An 18431-nucleotide genomic window follows, 5' to 3' on the forward strand; every position below is an offset into this window, starting at 1 on the left:
ACATGCTGAAAATTGGAGAAAAGACATTTGAATCACGGTTATTACTCGGAACAGGGAAATATACGGATGCTACGGTACAGCAAGAAGCAATCGATGCGTCCGCTTCACAAATTTTGACATTCGCCGTCCGTCGGCTCGATATTTTCGACAAACAACAAGCGAATTTCTTGGAGTCACTTGATTTAGCGAAGTACGATCTACTACCGAACACGGCCGGAGCGAAGACAGCGGAAGAAGCTGTCCGACTTGCGAAGCTTGCGCGGGCATCCGGTATGTGTGACATGGTCAAGGTTGAAGTGATTGGTTGCGATAAGACGTTACTACCTGATCCGATCGAGACGTTACGGGCTTCTGAAGAATTACTCAAAGAAGGTTTCATCGTCTTACCGTATACGTCGGACGATGTCGTGCTCGCACGACGACTCGAGGAACTCGGTTGTCACGCCATCATGCCGGCAGCGTCACCGATTGGTTCCGGACAAGGTATCCTCAATCCGCTCCATTTGCGATTCATCATCGAGCAGACGACGGTCCCGGTCATCGTCGACGCCGGGATCGGTTCACCGACCGACGTCGCCTATGCGATGGAACTGGGAGCGGATGGTGTCTTATTGAACTCCGCTGTCGCCCATGCTCAAGATCCGGTCAAGATGGCGCACGCCATGCGACTGGCTGTCGAAGCAGGGCGCTTCGGATACGAAGCGGGACGTATCGAGAAGAAACAGTATGCGGTCGCGAGTAGTCCAACGAGTGGATTGATTCGATGAACCGTTACTCACGGCAAACTCGATTTCAACCGATCGGGGAAGCGGGACAAGCACGCTTGGCATCAGCGAAGATACTGATCATCGGTATGGGAGCGCTCGGAACGGCGTCGGCAGAGCAACTCGTCCGCGCCGGTGTCGGCGTCGTCCGAATCGTTGACCGTGATTATGTCGAGTGGAGTAATCTACAACGACAACAGCTTTATACCGAAGACGATGCGCGTCACATCGTACCAAAAGCGATTGCCGCAAAAGCACGGCTTGAAGCGATCAATTCGACGGTGACGATCGAAGCGCATGTAGGAGACGTCGACCGGGCAGCGCTGACGTGGCTTCTCAATGATATCGATCTAATCATCGACGCGACGGACAATTTCGATATTCGTTTGCTGATGAACGACATGGCGTTGATGCGTTCGATTCCGTGGATTTATGGTGGCTGCGTCGGCAGTTATGGGATCACGTTTACCGTCCGTCCCGGGGAGACGCCGTGTCTGCATTGTCTGCTCGATCAATTACCACGGGATCAGGAGACGTGTGATACGGCGGGGATTATCGGACCAGCTGTACAGATGGTCGCTTCCTTACAGGTGACGGAAGCGTTGAAGTGGTTGAGCGGAAAGACGGACGCCATGCGGACGCGCTTGCTTGCGTTTGATGTCTGGTCGAATACGTTTCAACAAATTAACGTTCAGTCACTGAAGCAAACGGAGTGCCCGTCGTGCGGCATCGATCCGTCCTACCCTTACTTATCGGATCAAACGGTTCGTTTCACGGCACTCTGCGGTCGGGATGCCATTCAAATCCGCGGAGACGGACAGCGGGATCTGGAACAGTTGAAACAACGTCTCCAGCCGGTCGCTGCGATTTCCGCCCATAATCCATATTTGCTGGCGTTTACGACGGACGAACATCGGATGGTCGCTTTCCGAGATGGACGCGTTCTGATTCATGGCGAGGCGGATCTCGTCAAAGCGAAACGGCTCTATCATGCCTATTTCGGGTAACGTTCACAAAACAGTAAAACTAATTTTAAATATATATGTTTTAAATGTTTGAAAAACAGGTAAATAAGACTTCAGACATAAATCGGTCTACAGGTTTTGAACGTGAAGAGGAGTGATTCAGATGAAACAAGAATTCGATCCAATCAAGGATCAGGCACAGACGGAAGACGCCCAAGCAGTTGTTCAGCAACCCAACTGGAATCCGGATCGGTACCGGACGAACTTGAACCCATTCTATCTGTCACCTTGTAGTGTCGAACGTAGAGAAGACGTGCATCAGGATGCATCGAAAATTCTCGAAGTCGAGACGTCGTCGCCCCTCCAACAACTTTTTGAACACAATCAAGCAACGCATAAATCAGAACAATCGGGCAAAAAATTCAAGACAGGCATCGTTGTCGGTGTCGGTGCGATCATCGGCGGATCGGTTTCTGTGATTCGTTCCGTTCAACGCTTTAGAAAACAACGGACGAAATAACACATTCGTCGCAAGAGTGAAAAAAGCAGGAGGCATTCGCCTTCTGCTTTTTGTGTTCCAAACGGATGTTCGTCGCAGAACGAACGCTTGCATGCTACACTTAAGCTACTATATTCAAAAAGTGAGTGTGATGAAGATGAAATGGATACATACTGCCGATTGGCATCTCGGCAAAATCGTTCATGGCGAGTCGATGCTCGAGAACCAGCGGGCGGTCTTAGCGGATTTTTTGACACTCGTCGACCGCGAACAACCGGATGCAATCGTCATTGCGGGTGACTTATACGACCGCGCCGTACCACCAACGGAAGCCGTCGAACTGCTTGACGAGACGCTCGCTGCTTTGATTCTCGATCGAGACATCCCGGTCGTTGCGATCAGCGGAAATCACGATTCGGCCGAACGGTTAAGTTTCGGAACGACGTTACTCCAACGGGCTGGTTTGCACCTCGTCGGAAAACTAACGCCGGTCATTACTCCGGTCACGATTAAAGGGGTGTCATTTTATCCGGTGCCATTTGCGGATCCTGCGACCGTTCGGTACGTGCACAAGGACGAAACGATCAAGACACATGATGATGCGATGCGGACGATTCTTGCCGGATGTATTCCGGACGGACCGAGTGTCCTCGTCGGTCATGCCTTTGTGATTGGTGGACTCGAGACGGATTCGGAGCGGCAATTGTCCGTCGGAACGGCAGGGCAAGTTAGCGCAAGCCAGTTTGCACCGTTTACGTATACGGCACTCGGTCATTTGCATAATCCACTTGCGATTCAATCCGAGACGGTTCGCTACAGCGGATCGCTCTTGAAATATTCATTCTCGGAAGCCCATCATGTCAAAGGGGTCGATGTGTTGACGTTGAACGACGCGGGTACGTTCGATCGTCGGTTCGAACCACTTGCACCAAAACGTGACTTGCGGGAACTGACTGGAAGTCTCAGTGTACTGACAGACCCGGCATTCGTCGCGACACAAGACACGGACGATTACTTAAAGATCAATCTAACGGACGGCGAAGCCTTGATGGATCCGATGGGCAAGCTGAAAAAAATCTACCCGAATATCCTGCACCTCGAGCGAATTGGATTCGTCCGCGAGAGTACGCGGGCAGTCAAGGCGTCGCGGGAGCAAGTCAAGGATGCATCCGTTGCAGATCTATTCAGTGAGTTTTATGAAGCAGTCCGTGAAAAGAAACCGACGGAAGCGATGCAAGCCGTCCTGAAGGAGGAAGCGACATGCGCCCAGAACGACTGACATTACGCGCCTTTGGTCCGTTTGCTGGTGAAGAGACGATTGATTTCACGGCACTTGCCGGACGGACGATGTTCGTCATCTCCGGGAATACCGGAGCAGGGAAAACGACGATCTTTGACGCATTGACGTTCGCCCTGTATGGCGAAACGTCAGGTGGCGAACGGGAAATGAGCGAACTGCGAAGTCATTTTGCCGTGCCCGAGCAAAAGACGGAAGTTGAACTGGAGTTTACGCTGAAAGGAGAACGGTACCGGATCATCCGCCAACCGAGTCAACCGCATCCAGTCAATAAAACCGGTTACTCGCATGAAGCCGAGCTTGCTCGGTTCGACGGAACGACGTGGAAGCCGCTTGCGGTCAAGATTCCAGAAATCAAACAACGCGTTCAAGAGTTGATCCAGCTCGACCATAAACAGTTTTCACAAATTCTCCTGTTGCCGCAAAATAAGTTCCGCGAACTGTTGATGGCAGAGTCAAAAGACAAACTCCAGATTCTCAAGCAGCTGTTTAAGACGGAACACTATGGTGAGTTCCAGCAACGTTTGCACCGACAAGCGCTCGATCTTGCGGCACGCATCAAGGAAACAAAGACGAAACAATGGGCCAAGCTTGAGGAACTACCTCTGCAAGCGAACTGGAGTGAACTGACGGAAGGCGACATCCGGTTACGGATGGAGGCGTTGACGACGGAACGGGACGAATGGTTAACGGCTGCACGTCAAGCTGAAATAGAGACCCGTGCGATCGTCGAGAAGAAAACGACACAATTGCAACAAGGCGAGCAACTTGAAGCGGTTTTCCAAGAGCAGGAGCGACTTCAACAGACGGAACAGTTGCTAATTGACCGCTTACCGGAAATCAAACAGATGCAAGAAGAAGCGATGGCGGCTGAACGCGCTCAAATCGTCGGACCGATCTATGACCAGTGGCAACAGGATCAAGAACAATTGACGCAACTCACGCATCGAAAACAGGAAACTGAACAGCACATCGCTCGCTTGAAAGAGCAACAAGAGATCGTTCAAGCAAAAGTGGATCGATTGCTAGCGGAGGAACCACAGATTGAGCAACTCAGTCGTCGTCTCGAAAAGATTCAAGAAGAGCGCGAACGCTTGGAAGCAGAAACGGCTTTACGACAACAACAGCAACAACTAGTAGAACGTTTGAAGCTTCTTGACCCAGAGTCATTACGGAAGCAACTCGAACAAGCACGGACGGATCGAAAGAACGTTCAAGAACAACTGCATCCATTGCAAAACGTCGGAGCAGAGCGCTTACAGGTGCAAGAACGGCGCTTCATCCTGCAACAACTGGCGACGAAGATAGCGGAACACGACAAATTGGAAGCAGAACGACAACAGCTGATCGTCCGCGGTACGAGCGTCCGGGATCAAAAAGAGGCTGCAGCGCGCCAGTATGAAGAAGCCCGCAAACACGAACGAGAACAACTGGCTGCTGAACTTGCCAAAGGTTTGACGGACGGGACGGCTTGTCCGGTTTGCGGCAGTACATCGCATCCACAGCATGCTGTCGCCGTCGCAAAGGAACGATCCGTCGATGTAGCACAACAGCGGTTCCTTGAAGCCCAACAAGCGCATCAAGAATTGCAAGCCTCGTACCGGACGGTTGCCGAACGTCTGCAGCAACTGACGACCGAAATGCAAAAGACGAGTGAAAACGAGTCATCTCATGCGGATGTTTCAGCACAGCTTCAGGAAGTCGAACAGACGGAAGCCCGATTAGCGGCAGCGCAGACGGAAAAAGCGCGTCTTGAGACTCGTCTGCAACAACTCGAGCAATCCATGGACCAGCTACAACTGAAGATCGATGCAATGATCAAAGACCGGACCGTCATCGAATCGGAATTGGCACACTTGTCTGGTCGCCTAAGTCAATCAGGAGAGTCCGCGAAATCGCTACCAGCACTCCGTGAGGAACAACAACAGGCAGAAACACGTATTGAGCAGTTCAAACAAGACAAACAACGCCAGCTACGCGAGAAGGAACAGCTCGATCGTGACTTCGCGGAACACCAAGGACGATTCCGTCAATTGACTGAGGCATCTGCTGAACAAAACGACCGATTAACGAACCGCGAAAACGAATTACACGCAGTCCTGGCAGAAGAAGCGTTTCCGACGATTGAAGCCTTCCGCGATGCGAGACGTTCTCGTGACGAACTCCGTCATCTCCAAGAACGTTTGGAACAAGACCGTCTAGCGCGGCAGGAATTGAAGCTGAAACAGGAACAAGCCCGTTTGAAGACAGAAGGTCAAGTGCGTCCGGATCTCGAACAGTTGCGGATGGATGTGAAGACGTCGTCGCTCGAACTGACGGAGCGGACCGACCGACGTGTCGGGCTTGAGAAGGAACGCGCACACATCAATCAATTGATCGCGGCTTGGGAAAACTTGCAACGCCAAATCGAGGACGAGGATGCGAGATACGGAGTCATCGGCGAACTCGCTCGCGTTGGTGTCGGGGAGAATTCGCAACGGATGACGTTCGAGACGTACGTCCAGACGGCATACTTCGATGAGATCTTGTTCGCCGCAAACCGGCATCTGCACGAGATGACCTCTGGTCGTTTCCAGCTTGAACGGAAAACGGAGGCGGGAAAAGGACTCAAGAAATACGGGCTTGATTTAAATGTCTTTGACGCGTACACGTCGCAAACACGTCACGTCAAGACGTTATCCGGTGGCGAAAGCTTCAAAGCATCCCTTGCGCTTGCGCTCGGATTGTCGGAAGTCGTTCAAGAAGCAAGTGGTGGCGTGTCACTTGAAACGATGTTCATCGATGAAGGATTTGGAACACTTGACCCGGAATCACTCGAACAAGCGATCGAGACGTTGCTCTCGATTCAAGCGAGCGGTCGCATGGTCGGAATCATCAGTCACGTCCAGGAACTGAAGTCACGAGTTGACGCAAAAATCGAAGTCAAACAAGGAAAAACGGGGTCGACGATTGCACTAGTCGTCGAGTAAGGAGATAAGATCGATGGAAACACGAAACATGGTCACGAAATCACAAATCAAAGAGGCGTTACGCGAATTAGGTGTGGCTCCCGGCATGAAGCTGTTCGTCCATTCGTCTCTCAAACAAATCGGCTGGATTCCCGGCGGTGTACAAGCATTGATTGAGGCCTTACAGGAAGTCGTCACGACGGAAGGGTTAATCATGATGCCGGCGCAAAGTACCGATAATTCGGATCCGAAGAACTGGAGCCAACCGGCTGTGCCTGAAGAATGGTGGGAAACGATCCGCCGGGAAATGCCGGCATATGAACCGGCAAAAACGGTTACACGCGGCATCGGTCGCGTCCCGGAAGTCTTCCGGACGTATCCGGGTGTCGTTCGAAGCAACCATCCGATGTGGTCCGTGACCGCCTGGGGGAAAGATGCGGCGACATTCGTTGCCGATCATACATTAGAAAATGGCTTCGGTCCTGGTTCACCGATTGAACGCTTCATCGAGGCGGACGGTCAAATTCTGCATATCGGTTCTCCTTGGGATACGACGACCGTCTGGCATTACGCGGAATACGGGTTGAATCGTCCGGACGTCGAGGATGGTTGTAAAGTCAAAGAAGGAACGACGGAACGATTCATTCATTACCGACATCGTCAAATCGATAGTGACGCGTTTGGACCGATTGGCGAAGCGTTAGAAAGTGCCAATTTCGTCACGTCCGGTCTGATCGGACAAGCGAAATCTTACCGCATCGATGCCAAAGCCTCGATCCCAGTCGTCATGTTGCAATTAAAAGCGCTCGATCAATGGTTATTTTGAAACTTTTTCGGGAAACCTTCGTAGTAGAAAACAGAATCATAAAAAGGAGTGAAAGCAATGGCTTCACGTTTTAAAGTAAACCCGGCATTGCGTCGCGGATTCGATACGGCACGTGTCGGAGAACGACCAATGACAAAAAGCGGGACGATGAGCAAGATTTTCTTGATGCTCGCTCTCGTCACGGCAGCAGCAGGGGGAAGTTGGTTCTTCCTCGCAGAAAACCAAGCGTTCCTATTCCCGGCATTAATCGGTGGATTCGTCATCGGTCTGATTCTTGCCTTGATCATCACATTCAAACCAGCAACAGCACCGGTCCTTTCACCGGTATATGCGTTGGCAGAAGGTGTCGCCGTCGGAGCATTGTCGCTCGTCTTTGAAAGCATGTACCCAGGTATCGTCGGAAAAGCAGTGGTTGCGACTTTCGTCGTTGCGTTCGCGATGTGGTTCGTCTACTCGACAGGCATGATAAAAGTGACGCAACGTTTCCGTTCTGCGGTAACAGCAGCGATTCTCTCGATCTTCGTCTTGTATGCAGTCAACTTGATTCTCTCGTTATTTGGTGTCGACCTCCCATTCATGACAGGTAGCTCACCGCTTGCGATTGGTATTCAGTTCGTCATCGTCATCGTGGCATCCCTGTCACTCGTGATGGACTTCGATTTTATCTCGCAACAAGTTCGTGCGGGTGCTCCGAAATCGATGGAGTGGGTTGCAGCATTCGGATTGATCGTGACGATCATCTGGCTCTATATCGAATTACTCGATCTCCTGTACCGTCTTGCGGCACGGGATTAACAGCAACAGACGACGGAGAATCCGTCGTCTGTTTTTTTATCGTTAATTTGTTTTTGAGGATGACATTACTTTTTCAAAACGAAAGAATTCGTATTCTTCATCGGACGTGGGCACTTCGCCCTCTACATTCGGGCCAGGGTTCCCTTTATGATTGAATTCGACGATGTGGAAACCGCACTTATTCACATAGAAATGAATATTACGTTTTTCAAAGTATGGGGTATGCAACTCCCATACTTTTGTTTGTGGAAAGGTGGCTTCAATTGCTTTCCATGCTTTCATGCCAATCCCTTTTCCATCTGCACTTATATATATAAAATCGACTTCATTATGCTGTGTTTTTTCATCAATCCGTAGCACCACACCTCCGACTATTTCACCATCTAGGACGATATGAAGAATAGTAGCGCCCTTCGCACACAACGAATGCTGTATGTCTTCCTCTGAAGGAATAGGTCCCATTTCTGTTAAGTCTTCATGTTGACAGCTATCTTGCCAACCTTTCATAAAGGCATCTTGTAATGCCTTTTTAAATTTTGGTAAGTCTTTTGTTGTTACGGGTAATAGCTCAATTTTTGAATCCATGTTGTTTTCACCTCATCCTAAAAAATTAAAAAAAGCGTCCAATGGTTAAAAATATTAAACTCCATATGCCAATACTAATACTGGTATAGAACGAATACGTTTTTATCGACATATGCGACATCCCGCAGAAGTAACCAGCGAAATGACGCATTCCCGGTACGAAATAACTCACGACAAGCGCTACTGCTCCATACTTCCCAATCCACGTTTCAGCTTTACTACTCCATTTTCGAGGAGCGCTCATCCAACGTCCCAGCCAATCAAGTAAAGGACGACCTGCTCGTTGTCCAATGAAATAACTAAATATCATTCCGACGAATGACCCAATACATACGACGACAAACGTTAAATCATAACGAAGAAAACCAATTTTTGTGAAATAACCAACGAGTAAAATCATCAATTCATCTGGAATCGGAAGGCTGAATAGACCTAAGGCTAGTACGAGAAAAATAGCGACATATCCATAGTCTGTAATCATAGCTTCAAATAAAGCCATCATATTGTTTGTTCTTTTTCTGTGCTGATTTTTTTAGCATGTGGAATCTTCACATGACTGATCATTAAATAAGAAAGCAGGCACATGATTCCGGCGACGAACATAGGTGATAGGAAAATCGTAGATATGAGTAGACTGACAGCAGCAGCTGGTACGGGTAACCCAATAAAAATCGGTAACTCACTTTGCGTCGTATTAAATCGTGCTAAGCGAAGTAATGCACAGACATTGTATGACACAGCGAGGAAAAGACCGATTTGTCCAAAATCACTTAGTAAAACATGATAAGTAAAAAGCGCTGGAGCAATTCCGAACGTTACTAAATCTGAAAAAGAATCGAGTTCTTTTCCGAATTCGGATACAGTTCCTAGTTTTCTAGCGATCCTACCGTCAAACAGATCAAACAATAACCCGAATAAAATAAATCCAATTGCTGCACTAAAGTTCTCCTCGAGTACGGCAAAGATAGACAACGTTCCACAGACGAAGTTACTAATCGTTAAGATTACGGGGATAGCAGATTTCGGCATAATATGAGGTCTTCCTTTCCTGATATAAATGAGCGGATGTGAATCCCTAAGCGACTCATTCAAAATAATTTTTAGTCAGAGTACACGATGGTCGTTTGTGCAGGTATATGTTACTCTCACAAAAAGAGCATAAACTATGGAGTCACTCCAGGGTAAAGGGGGCAAAAAAGGAAAGATGAAAAATTATTTGCAAAAAAAATTTACAACCGGTGAATTTGCAAAACTTCTTGATATCAACAAAGACACACTTTTGTATTACGATAAAATCAATTTATTTAAACCGGCTGGTACTCATCCGAACGGGTATCGCTACTATACGTTTGAGCAATTCGATCAATTTATGGCGATCCATTCATTACGACAAGTAGAAGTACCGATTAAAGAATTAAAAACATATTTTGAAACACCGACGATACGTTCGTTACGACAACTGGCATTAAAACAAAGGGAACAAGTCGCGCTTGAATTAAAAAAATTGCAGGATATCCAGCTTTTTTTACATCGCGTCGTAGAACTGACAGATGAAATGCAAGCGATTTCGTTCGGAGAAGTGCGTTTTAGAGAGCTAGCTGAAGAATCGATTGTACTGAGTGAGGAAAAATTAGATTGGTCATTGTCAATTGAAGAGTTGTATCAGCACTCTAGTGTATTTTTAAAAAAACTTGGTGTGAAAAGTACAGCTGCACATGGAATCGTGTATGAAAAAGAGAAATTCTTGCAGGAGGAAGGTAATCTACATCATTTGTTTTGTCACGTAGAAACAAGTCATTCGAAGAAAAAACCGGCCGGATTATACGCTGTCCTCTATTTCAAAGGGACTTTTGACAATATCGATACGGCTTATACACAGCTTATGGATTCATTAGTGAAGCAAAATTTTGAAATAGACGGAGATGTGTATGAGGAGTATCTACTTCATTCCATTGCGTCTCTAGAGGAAGAGGAGTTCATCACGAAGATTAGTGTGAAAGTAAAAGAAATCGTTTCGACATCTTGATTATGTATTTTCTAAGAATCGTTTTTAAGAGATTTTGATATGTCTCACTTCTTCCCTTGAGGAACTAAGGATTCAATCATTTGAAAAAGATTGCGTAAAAAGTAAGTAATAAAAAGACCATTCAGCATATATCGCCGATGGTCTTTTTGATCATAGTCCGTGCTCGCTTTTCAGTTGATCGACGTATTGTTTTGCCTCGAGCAAAGACGATCCGAGAGTCTCTCGAACGCGTTTGACAGCTTCAACCGTCTTTCCTTCATGAAGCAACTGAACTAATTCGACTTGTAACGCTGCTTCTTCTAGTGACACCTCATTCAGACCGAGGTGCTCCTCGATCCGTTGTAGCTTCTTCAGAATCGTTTGTTGGCGGCGTTTCGCTTCGTCCGCTTTTTGTGATAAGGACATCCAGATGAAGAATAAGACGATCAGTGGTGCGAACGTGACGACAGAATCCATAGTGAACACCTTCCTTTGTTTCACCGTACCATAGGACAGTCTCTATAACAAATAGTGGAAAATGAGGTGGGAATTGATTATGCTGATATAGTGGAAAATAAAGGGTTAATATGGAAAGGAGATAAATCTAGTGGACAATGTGTTAGTGACATTTTTACCATTCTTGATTCAAATCGGACTGATCATGGTGCTATTCTTCTTCGGAACGTTTGGTCTGTTTTTCTTTGTAAAGCGCAGTTCGTATCACAGTAGTCGTTATTATCGTTTAACGCGCGAACCGTTTTTACGGATCGTTCGTGATAAAGGGAAATGGGGCGAATACTTGACGACACGTCAACTCGATCAAGTTTCCGGATACGGCACTTATGTCTTTAATACATACTTACCACGTGCGCGTGGAGAAGGAACGACGGAGATCGATGTGACGTTCATTCATGAAAGTGGCATCTATGTACTCGAATCGAAAAACTACAGCGGGTGGATTTTCGGACGCGAGCAGGACCGTCAGTGGACGCAGCAGTTCCAGAATCGCTTCAAGCAACGGTTCTATAATCCGATCAAACAAAATGAAGGGCATCTCAAAAGCATGCAACGCTTCTTAGAAGGAACGGATCCCGCGCTCTTTCACTCCTTGATCGTTTTCAGCGAACGCTGTGAACTGAAAAAGATCACCGTCGATTCAGCGCATGTCCGTGTCTTGAAACGAAATGTCCTTCGCAAGACGATCGAGCAACTCGCGACAGGAAAACCATTGACACCGAGTCAAGTTGATACGATTGCAGGGAAACTCGGGGTTCATTCACAAGTCGATCGTGCCACGCAACAAGCGCATATCGAAGGGATTCGCCAACGCCAGGCAAAATGAGACCGTTGACGGACTTATTCTTCTTCAGGTATAGTGGATAAATAATAAGTAGTGCAACTATATGGAGATGATGGGATGAAAGAATCGGAATGGTCGCTGGGCATGCAATTATCCCGTAGTTATTATGCGTTCAAACGTGCTGCTGCTAAACGGATGGAAGCGTTCGGTCTGACACCAGAGCAGTTTTCTGTCCTGAGCGAACTCGCTAAACAAGATGGTGTTTCGCAAAAGCAGCTGGCACTCGTGACAGAACGTGATCAAACGACGATTGGTAAGATTCTGGATAAGCTCGGTAAAAAAGAACTGATCGTTCGGACGCCGGACCCCCGGGACCGACGAGCGGTTCTGCTCTTGATGACACGAGAAGGACGCGACATCGTCGATCGCCTCGGACCAGAGCTCGATCAGCTACAACTCGAAGCGTTCCGTGGACTATCGCGAGAGCAAATCGAGCAATTAAAGGAAACACTTGAGACCATTCACCGGAATGTGACGTGAATGGTTTTCCTTCGGACATATAGTTGCACATGATATTATAAGTAATGCATATAAAAGGAGATTGTAATATGAAAGCATGGAAAGATGTCTGGTCAATGACACAAACGAAAGTGGGGCTCGTCTTCGCGATCGTCGTCCCGCTCTTGTTCCTCGTCGTCTGGATGACTGGTTACGAAGGAACGACGGAACGGCTCGATCAATTGAACGTCGGTGTCGTTGGCGAAGTGAACGACCCGTTCGTCACATCACTAAAGGAAGCACCGTTCACGGTCCAAGCAGTTCCGACCGAAGCGAAAGGGTTGGAAGCACTCGATGCCAATGAAGTCGATCTCGTCCTACAAAAGGATGATACAACGCGTCAACTAACGGCACACGTCAGCCAGACGAATGCCGAATTTGCGAATGCGATTCTCGAGCGGGCAACGGAAACGATCGGCAAACAGTTGAATGGTGAGCCGGCGTTCACGACGTCGGTCGTCACGGAGCATGCCGTCTCAGATTTTGCCTTGTCGATGCTGCCACTCGTCCTCGGGTTCGTCATCTATATCGCGACGATGACGATGGGGATTCAATTCAATCTCGTCAGCACGATCTTAAGTAAGCGTCATTCGATCTGGTCACTATTTTGGAGTCGCCAACTGTTGCACGGGATCGTCCTTCTGGTCGTTCCATTACTGCTCGTTTCCATGGCACATGTATTAACGGACATCACGACACCGTTCATCAAACTGTGGGCGTTCGAACTCCTCGTTGTTGCGACCTGTATCGCTGTCACGCAGATGAACTTTGCGATATTTGGACCGATTGCGCCGCTTGTCAACGTCGCATTGATTCCGTTCCAGTTGATGACTGCCGGAAACATCGTGCCGGCGAAGATGCTGGCACCGTTTTATCAATCGCTTGGAACGTTCCTGCCCGTTCCGAATGCAGTCTCCGGTTTCAGCCGTCTGCTGTTCATGGATGGTTCAGTAGGACCACAAGTGCTTCATTTATCACTGCTTTGTGTAAGTAGCTTCATGTTGACGTTCCTTTTTCTCTATTGGAAAGAGGTACGGGTAAAAAGTAATCGGTTAGTTGAAAACAGTTAATTTCTAAAAGAGAAAAGTAATGTGACTAAAAGATCGTCCACCAATGTAGCGGACGATCTTTTTTTATTCCACAGCAAAAAGTGAGGGAGAACGTCTTATTATCTGTGAGCTTGATAAAAAGTTTCTAAAGAGGGGTTGCATAACCGAAGTGTTATATAATATTGTGGTTATATGAAAAAGGGGGCATCCTAATATGTCAAAGCCGATAATTTATTTTTTATGTACAGGGAATTCATGTCGTAGTCAGATCGCTGAAGGTTGGGCTAAACAATACCTGAAGGATTGGGATGTCTATTCAGCAGGTATTGAACAACATGGATTAAATCCAAAGGCAGTTCGTGTCATGCAAGAACAGGGCGTTGATATTTCCAAACAAACTTCCGACCTGATCGATCGAGAATTACTAAAGCGGGCGACGATTGTTGTCACATTGTGTGGTGATGCCCGTGATAATTGTCCTGTCCTCTCACCGAATGTCCGTCATGAGCACTGGGGGTTTGATGATCCAGCACGTGCGACAGGGTCAGAAGAGGAGAAATGGAGCGTCTTCCAACGTGTCTGTGAACAAATCAAGAAACGGATCGAACGATTTGCAAAAGAGGAAACGACTGTCTGATACGAAAGGAGGGTATTTTCGTGATTGAAACCACAAATCGTGTTGAAGAGATGAGTCAATTCTTAAAGCTACTTAGCGACGGAACACGTCTTGAAATTTTACGAAGGTTGTACGTCCGTGAACATTGTGTCTGTGATTTCGTCGAGATGTTTGATATCTCACAACCCGCAATCAGTCGCCATTTGAAGTTATTACGTCAATCACAACTCATTTTAGAGCGACGTGAACGACAATGGATACATTTTCGAATCAACCCGAACCATCCTCAATATGATTTACTATTGACTATTTTGAATGCGATGGAGTTGCCGTCGATTCCAGCAAAAAATTGCTGAATTAGCCGCGTTAAAAAAAAGGGAAACCTCCCTTGTGGATTATATAACGAAAACGTTATATATTTTATAACCATTTAGTTATATAGAGGAGTAGATTATGATGAAAATGAAAAAGATTGAAATCTATGATCCGGCGATGTGTTGTCCGACCGGTTTATGTGGACCGTCGATTGATCCTGAATTAACACGGATATCGATGGTGGTCCACGCTTTAAAACAAGAAGGTTATCCGATAGAACGATTCAACTTAGCAAATGAGCCAACGGCGTTCGTTACGAATAATCTCATCAAAGAGGCCATTGCGGAGGGTGTTGATATCTTACCGATCACTCTCGTGGATGGTGCCATCGTTCGTCGCCGTGGTTACCTATCTAATGCGGAATTCGCAAAATTAACGGGATTAGATGAAAAAAGATTCGCTGTCGAAGATGAACGGAAACCAAAAATTCGCCTGACATTAAAGTAAGGACGTGACGAGAATGGAACCGCTAACGTTAGAAGGACTGCATTTGACGCGATATTTGTTTTTGACTGGCAAAGGTGGAGTTGGAAAGACGTCGACTGCCTCGCTTCTCGCGGTCGAACTTGCAGATACCGGAAAAGAAGTGTTGCTTGTCTCGACAGATCCGGCGAGTAATCTACAGGATGTCTTCAAAATGAAGCTAACAGAAGAACCGACCGCTGTTCCTGGTGTCGATCACTTACACGTTGCGAATTTTGATCCGGAACAAGCAGCTGAAGCATACAAAGAAACGGTCGTTGGTCCTTATCGGGGAATTTTACCGGATAACGCAATACGTTCCATGGAAGAACAATTATCTGGTGCCTGCACTGTCGAAATTGCGGCTTTTGATCAATTTACAGGATTACTGGCGGCGCCTGAAGCTGAAAAAACATATGACCATATCATCTTTGATACGGCACCGACGGGACATACATTACGTTTACTCAGTTTGCCGAATGCATGGAATGTTTATTTGGATGAAAATACGACGGGTACATCGTGTCTTGGTCCACTTGCGGGTTTAAATGAAAAAAAATCGCAGTATGAACAAGCAATGACACTATTGGAAAATCCGGCGGAGACAACGTTAATATTAGTCGCTCGGGCGGAACCCGTGACGCTGATGGAAGCGGCTCACGCATATAAGGAACTAAAAGCCATCGGCATTCAAAACGCACGTTTAGTCGTCAATGGTATATTGCCAATGACAGTCAGTCCAGATATGTATTATCAAGCTTTCTTAAGTCGACAAAAAGAGGCGCTTGATACATTGCCAGCAATCTTTTTACATGATGTTCCAGTGTTTAGCTTACCTTATGCCACTTCGAGTTTGATTGGAGTCGATCAGCTTCGTAACTGGTTGAAAGAAACAAATTATCCAGATCTAACAGTAGAACGTAAGCAACTCGATCTACCCTCTTTATCTCATCTGGTCGAACAACTAGAAGTTGCCGGTCCCGGCGTCGTTATGACGATGGGGAAAGGCGGGGTAGGGAAAACGACAATGGCATCCATGCTTGCAATTTCCTTGTCAGAACGTGGACACGATGTTCTTTTGACGACAACAGATCCTGCTGCCCATCTTGAATTAACAATTGAAACAAACCAAAATCCACGTCTTGAGATCAGTAAAATTGATCCAAAGATCGAAATCAATCGTTATAGGGAACAAGTGTATGCAGCGGCAGGTAACCTAACAGAGGAAGCGCATGCTTTATTAGAGGAAGATTTGAAGTCTCCTTGTACGGAAGAAATTGCGGTCTTTCGTGCCTTTGCCGATACCGTTGCGCAAGCAAAGGATCGTTACGTCATCATTGATACGGCACCGACGGGTCATACGTTGCTATTACTTGATGCAACAGAAAGTTACCATCAAGAAATGGAACGGGCGACAGGTGAAGTACCAGAATCAATCAAAACATTGCTACCGCAACTACGAGACGAAAAGAAAACACATGTCATCATTACGACACTTGCAGAGGCAACACCCGTTTTTGAGGCCAATCGGTTACAAGAGGACTTACGACGCGCCGGAATTGAACCAATGGCATGGATTATCAATCAATCGTTCGCTGCAACGGCTACACGTGATCCGATTTTAAGTCATAAAGCAGAATCAGAACGTGTTTGGTTGGAAGAAGTCGTTCGTCTAAGTCGACAGTTGGCTGTCGTCGCATGGCAACCCCGACCGGTCTCAGGATACGAACAATTACTCACACTTTCGAAAGGATGAACACTATGCACATTACACCCGAAGCAGTTACGTACTTAAAAGAACAAGTCGAGCATGAACAAGCACCTGGCATCCGTTTATATCAAGCCGGACAAGGATGTTGTGGACCGAGTTTCGGACTTGGATTCGGTATAGGTGAAGACGGTGATCAAGTGAAAGACTTTGATGGCTTATTACTTGCGATTGATCGTGATTTGGAGAGCGTCAGTGAAAATATTACGCTTGCGTTGGAAGAAACACCTGAAGGACAGCAAATCGTTCTTCTTGGAGCATCAAATTGTTAATCGGTAAAAACGAAATTTAATACAGAAATGAAGTGAACGCATTGACCGGTACACATTTACTAGCGATCGGAATTTTTCTGATCACCTTATTCTTAATCATCAAACAACCGAAAGGACTCGGCATCGGTTACTCCGCGATGGGGATGGCGCTCGTTGCGCTATTGACGGGAGTCGTCAATCTCGATGATGTTTCAACTGTCTGGGGCATCATCTGGAATGCCACCTTTACATTCATCGCTCTGATCATTATCTCGCTGATTCTTGATGAGATCGGATTCTTCGAATGGGCGGCACTCCACATGGCACGCATCGCACGAGGTGGTGGTGTCAAACTATTCGTATATATGACATTGCTCGGTGCTGTCGTTGCGGCTTTATTCGCGAACGATGGGGCAGCCTTGATTCTGACACCGATCGTCCTCGCGATGGTTCGTCACTTGAAACTTCCGGATTATGTCGTGTTAGCCTACGTATTCGCTTCCGGATTCATTGCCGATACGGCCAGTTTACCGTTCGTCGTCTCGAACCTCGTCAACATCGTCTCAGCAGACTTCTTTAACATCGGGTTTACGGAGTATGCGTCACGGATGGTATTCGTTAATCTCTTTTCTGTCGTAGGCAGTCTGATTGTCTTGTATCTCTATTTCCGAAAGAGTATCCCAAAGAATTACGATGTAGCGCAACTCGTCGCACCCGCGACAGCGATCAAGGATCAACGGATGTTCAAGTTATCTTGGTTCGTACTCATCTTGCTTGTCGTCGGATACTTTACGAGTGACGTCATCGGCATTCCAGTCAGTCTTGTCGCTGGAATCATCGCCTTGTTCTTCTTATTGATGGCACGTCGTTCACCGAGCGTACCGACGAAAAAGGTCATCGGTGGTGCACCGTGGGCGATCGTCTTCTTCTCACTTGGAATGTACATCGTCGTCTACGGACTTCAAAATGCAGGATTGACACAAGTTCTCGCTGACATCATTGATGGCTTTGCGACGAATTTAGCAGCCGCGACATTTGGTATGGGCTTCTTGGCTGCCATCTTGTCGTCCATCATGAATAACATGCCGACCGTCATGATTGATGCGCTCGCGATTGATTTAAGTCAGGCAACCGGAACGATTCGAGAAGCGCTCATCTATGCGAACGTCATCGGATCCGATTTAGGACCGAAGATCACGCCGATTGGTAGTTTAGCGACATTACTTTGGTTGCACGTGCTTCGGACGAAAGGCGTGAAGATTGGTTGGGGTCAATACTTTAAGATCGGAACGATTCTGACGATCCCGACACTTGCGATCACATTACTTGGCTTGTATATCAGCTTGATACTTTATTGATTTCTAGGAG

21 protein-coding genes are annotated in these 18431 nt (G+C 47.1%); 17 read left to right on the forward strand and 4 right to left on the reverse strand.

All coding sequences use genetic code 11. The features are described 5' to 3' along the window. The first annotated feature begins 2 nt into the window (after positions 1 to 2). The 7 genes from KNQ03_RS10910 (at position 3) to KNQ03_RS10940 (ending at position 8094) form a co-directional block, all read left to right on the forward strand. The gene (locus tag KNQ03_RS10910) at positions 3 to 767 is read left to right on the forward strand and encodes a thiazole synthase (RefSeq protein WP_133208085.1); all 765 of its coding nucleotides are present in this window, start codon (positions 3 to 5) and stop codon (positions 765 to 767) included. Beyond that, positions 764 to 1771 (forward strand): ThiF family adenylyltransferase, encoded by a 1008-nt coding sequence (locus KNQ03_RS10915; RefSeq protein WP_214724655.1) that lies wholly within the window; start codon positions 764 to 766, stop codon positions 1769 to 1771. The genes KNQ03_RS10910 and KNQ03_RS10915 overlap by 4 nt, the downstream gene beginning before the upstream one ends. A 121-nt stretch (positions 1772 to 1892) precedes the next feature. Further along, positions 1893 to 2249 (forward strand): hypothetical protein, encoded by a 357-nt coding sequence (locus tag KNQ03_RS10920; protein WP_050677014.1) that lies wholly within the window; start codon positions 1893 to 1895, stop codon positions 2247 to 2249. A gap of 136 nt (positions 2250 to 2385) precedes the next feature. After that, the gene (locus KNQ03_RS10925) at positions 2386 to 3507 is read left to right on the forward strand and encodes an exonuclease SbcCD subunit D (protein ID WP_149427098.1); all 1122 of its coding nucleotides are present in this window, start codon (positions 2386 to 2388) and stop codon (positions 3505 to 3507) included. Continuing rightward, on the forward strand, positions 3489 to 6494 hold the full coding sequence (locus KNQ03_RS10930) for an AAA family ATPase (protein WP_214724657.1): 3006 nt from the start codon (positions 3489 to 3491) through the stop codon (positions 6492 to 6494). Before KNQ03_RS10925 ends, KNQ03_RS10930 begins: the two co-directional genes overlap by 19 nt. A gap of 13 nt (positions 6495 to 6507) precedes the next feature. Next, positions 6508 to 7299, forward strand: a complete 792-nt coding sequence (locus tag KNQ03_RS10935) for an AAC(3) family N-acetyltransferase (protein ID WP_214724659.1) — start codon at positions 6508 to 6510, stop codon at positions 7297 to 7299. A gap of 57 nt (positions 7300 to 7356) precedes the next feature. After that, positions 7357 to 8094 (forward strand): Bax inhibitor-1/YccA family protein, encoded by a 738-nt coding sequence (locus KNQ03_RS10940; protein WP_214724661.1) that lies wholly within the window; start codon positions 7357 to 7359, stop codon positions 8092 to 8094. Between the two features lie 42 nt (positions 8095 to 8136). Here the strand turns inward: KNQ03_RS10940 and KNQ03_RS10945 are convergent, their stop codons facing one another. The 3 genes from KNQ03_RS10945 to pssA are packed head-to-tail and all read right to left on the reverse strand — an operon-like array spanning position 8137 to position 9708. Continuing rightward, positions 8137 to 8679, reverse strand: a complete 543-nt coding sequence (locus KNQ03_RS10945) for a GNAT family N-acetyltransferase (RefSeq protein WP_214724663.1) — start codon at positions 8677 to 8679, stop codon at positions 8137 to 8139. A gap of 25 nt (positions 8680 to 8704) precedes the next feature. Continuing rightward, positions 8705 to 9160 carry a DedA family protein gene (locus KNQ03_RS10950; RefSeq protein ID WP_251140285.1) on the reverse strand — a complete coding sequence of 152 codons (456 nt, stop codon included), beginning with the start codon at positions 9158 to 9160 and terminating at the stop codon, positions 8705 to 8707. A 17-nt stretch (positions 9161 to 9177) separates the two neighbouring features. After that, positions 9178 to 9708, reverse strand: coding sequence for a CDP-diacylglycerol--serine O-phosphatidyltransferase (pssA, locus tag KNQ03_RS10955; protein ID WP_214724667.1), 531 nt, complete (start codon positions 9706 to 9708; stop codon positions 9178 to 9180). Positions 9709 to 9844: 136 nt separating this feature from the next. Here pssA and KNQ03_RS10960 point away from each other — a divergent pair, with 136 nt between their 5' ends. Continuing rightward, a complete protein-coding gene (locus KNQ03_RS10960; protein ID WP_251140286.1) occupies positions 9845 to 10705 on the forward strand; it encodes a MerR family transcriptional regulator in 861 nt (286 codons plus the stop codon). 150 nt (positions 10706 to 10855) lie between these two features. On the opposite strand, the gene KNQ03_RS10965 is transcribed toward KNQ03_RS10960, so the two are convergent. Then, a complete protein-coding gene (locus KNQ03_RS10965; RefSeq protein WP_035398001.1) occupies positions 10856 to 11161 on the reverse strand; it encodes a hypothetical protein in 306 nt (101 codons plus the stop codon). Between the two features lie 130 nt (positions 11162 to 11291). Here KNQ03_RS10965 and KNQ03_RS10970 point away from each other — a divergent pair, with 130 nt between their 5' ends. The 9 genes from KNQ03_RS10970 to KNQ03_RS11010 all read left to right on the forward strand — a co-directional run bounded on the left by KNQ03_RS10970 (position 11292) and on the right by KNQ03_RS11010 (position 18421). Continuing rightward, positions 11292 to 12026 carry a nuclease-related domain-containing protein gene (locus KNQ03_RS10970; protein WP_035398000.1) on the forward strand — a complete coding sequence of 245 codons (735 nt, stop codon included), beginning with the start codon at positions 11292 to 11294 and terminating at the stop codon, positions 12024 to 12026. A 75-nt stretch (positions 12027 to 12101) separates the two neighbouring features. After that, entirely contained in the window at positions 12102 to 12524 is a 423-nt protein-coding gene (locus tag KNQ03_RS10975; RefSeq protein WP_023467873.1) for a MarR family winged helix-turn-helix transcriptional regulator, read from the forward strand. Positions 12525 to 12592: 68 nt separating this feature from the next. After that, positions 12593 to 13612, forward strand: a complete 1020-nt coding sequence (locus tag KNQ03_RS10980) for an ABC-2 transporter permease (protein WP_214724669.1) — start codon at positions 12593 to 12595, stop codon at positions 13610 to 13612. 193 nt (positions 13613 to 13805) lie between these two features. Further along, complete coding sequence (gene arsC, locus KNQ03_RS10985) at positions 13806 to 14228, forward strand: arsenate reductase (thioredoxin) (RefSeq protein WP_214724671.1); 423 nt, start codon at positions 13806 to 13808, stop codon at positions 14226 to 14228. A gap of 20 nt (positions 14229 to 14248) precedes the next feature. Further along, a complete protein-coding gene (locus KNQ03_RS10990; RefSeq protein WP_214724673.1) occupies positions 14249 to 14563 on the forward strand; it encodes an ArsR/SmtB family transcription factor in 315 nt (104 codons plus the stop codon). Positions 14564 to 14669: 106 nt separating this feature from the next. Further along, complete coding sequence (gene arsD / locus KNQ03_RS10995; protein WP_058705163.1) at positions 14670 to 15029, forward strand: arsenite efflux transporter metallochaperone ArsD; 360 nt, start codon at positions 14670 to 14672, stop codon at positions 15027 to 15029. 13 nt (positions 15030 to 15042) lie between these two features. Next, the gene (gene arsA / locus KNQ03_RS11000) at positions 15043 to 16800 is read left to right on the forward strand and encodes an arsenical pump-driving ATPase (protein WP_214724675.1); all 1758 of its coding nucleotides are present in this window, start codon (positions 15043 to 15045) and stop codon (positions 16798 to 16800) included. A 5-nt stretch (positions 16801 to 16805) separates the two neighbouring features. Then, positions 16806 to 17084: a hypothetical protein gene (locus tag KNQ03_RS11005; RefSeq protein WP_058705128.1), complete on the forward strand. Its 279-nt coding sequence runs from the start codon at positions 16806 to 16808 to the stop codon at positions 17082 to 17084. Between the two features lie 32 nt (positions 17085 to 17116). Further along, the gene (locus tag KNQ03_RS11010) at positions 17117 to 18421 is read left to right on the forward strand and encodes an arsenic transporter (protein WP_064300132.1); all 1305 of its coding nucleotides are present in this window, start codon (positions 17117 to 17119) and stop codon (positions 18419 to 18421) included. The last annotated feature ends 10 nt before the right edge of the window (positions 18422 to 18431 follow it).

The organism is Exiguobacterium sp. s143, assembly GCF_018618895.1.
Classification (GTDB): domain Bacteria; phylum Bacillota; class Bacilli; order Exiguobacteriales; family Exiguobacteriaceae; genus Exiguobacterium_A; species Exiguobacterium_A abrahamii.

Coding starts and splice junctions, on each gene's coding strand:
- KNQ03_RS10930 (WP_214724657.1), top strand. CDS start 3,489: ATGCGCCCAGAACGACTGACATTACGCGCCTTTGGTCCGTTTGCTGGT.
- arsD (WP_058705163.1), top strand. CDS start 14,670: ATGAAAAAGATTGAAATCTATGATCCGGCGATGTGTTGTCCGACCGGT.
- KNQ03_RS10965 (WP_035398001.1), bottom strand. CDS start 11,161: ATGGATTCTGTCGTCACGTTCGCACCACTGATCGTCTTATTCTTCATC.
- arsA (WP_214724675.1), top strand. CDS start 15,043: ATGGAACCGCTAACGTTAGAAGGACTGCATTTGACGCGATATTTGTTT.
- KNQ03_RS10980 (WP_214724669.1), top strand. CDS start 12,593: ATGAAAGCATGGAAAGATGTCTGGTCAATGACACAAACGAAAGTGGGG.
- KNQ03_RS10920 (WP_050677014.1), top strand. CDS start 1,893: ATGAAACAAGAATTCGATCCAATCAAGGATCAGGCACAGACGGAAGAC.
- KNQ03_RS10945 (WP_214724663.1), bottom strand. CDS start 8,679: ATGGATTCAAAAATTGAGCTATTACCCGTAACAACAAAAGACTTACCA.
- KNQ03_RS10960 (WP_251140286.1), top strand. CDS start 9,845: ATGGAGTCACTCCAGGGTAAAGGGGGCAAAAAAGGAAAGATGAAAAAT.
- KNQ03_RS10950 (WP_251140285.1), bottom strand. CDS start 9,160: ATGATTACAGACTATGGATATGTCGCTATTTTTCTCGTACTAGCCTTA.
- KNQ03_RS11005 (WP_058705128.1), top strand. CDS start 16,806: ATGCACATTACACCCGAAGCAGTTACGTACTTAAAAGAACAAGTCGAG.
- KNQ03_RS10940 (WP_214724661.1), top strand. CDS start 7,357: ATGGCTTCACGTTTTAAAGTAAACCCGGCATTGCGTCGCGGATTCGAT.
- KNQ03_RS10935 (WP_214724659.1), top strand. CDS start 6,508: ATGGAAACACGAAACATGGTCACGAAATCACAAATCAAAGAGGCGTTA.
- KNQ03_RS10910 (WP_133208085.1), top strand. CDS start 3: ATGCTGAAAATTGGAGAAAAGACATTTGAATCACGGTTATTACTCGGA.
- KNQ03_RS10975 (WP_023467873.1), top strand. CDS start 12,102: ATGAAAGAATCGGAATGGTCGCTGGGCATGCAATTATCCCGTAGTTAT.
- KNQ03_RS10915 (WP_214724655.1), top strand. CDS start 764: ATGAACCGTTACTCACGGCAAACTCGATTTCAACCGATCGGGGAAGCG.
- arsC (WP_214724671.1), top strand. CDS start 13,806: ATGTCAAAGCCGATAATTTATTTTTTATGTACAGGGAATTCATGTCGT.
- pssA (WP_214724667.1), bottom strand. CDS start 9,708: ATGCCGAAATCTGCTATCCCCGTAATCTTAACGATTAGTAACTTCGTC.
- KNQ03_RS10925 (WP_149427098.1), top strand. CDS start 2,386: ATGAAATGGATACATACTGCCGATTGGCATCTCGGCAAAATCGTTCAT.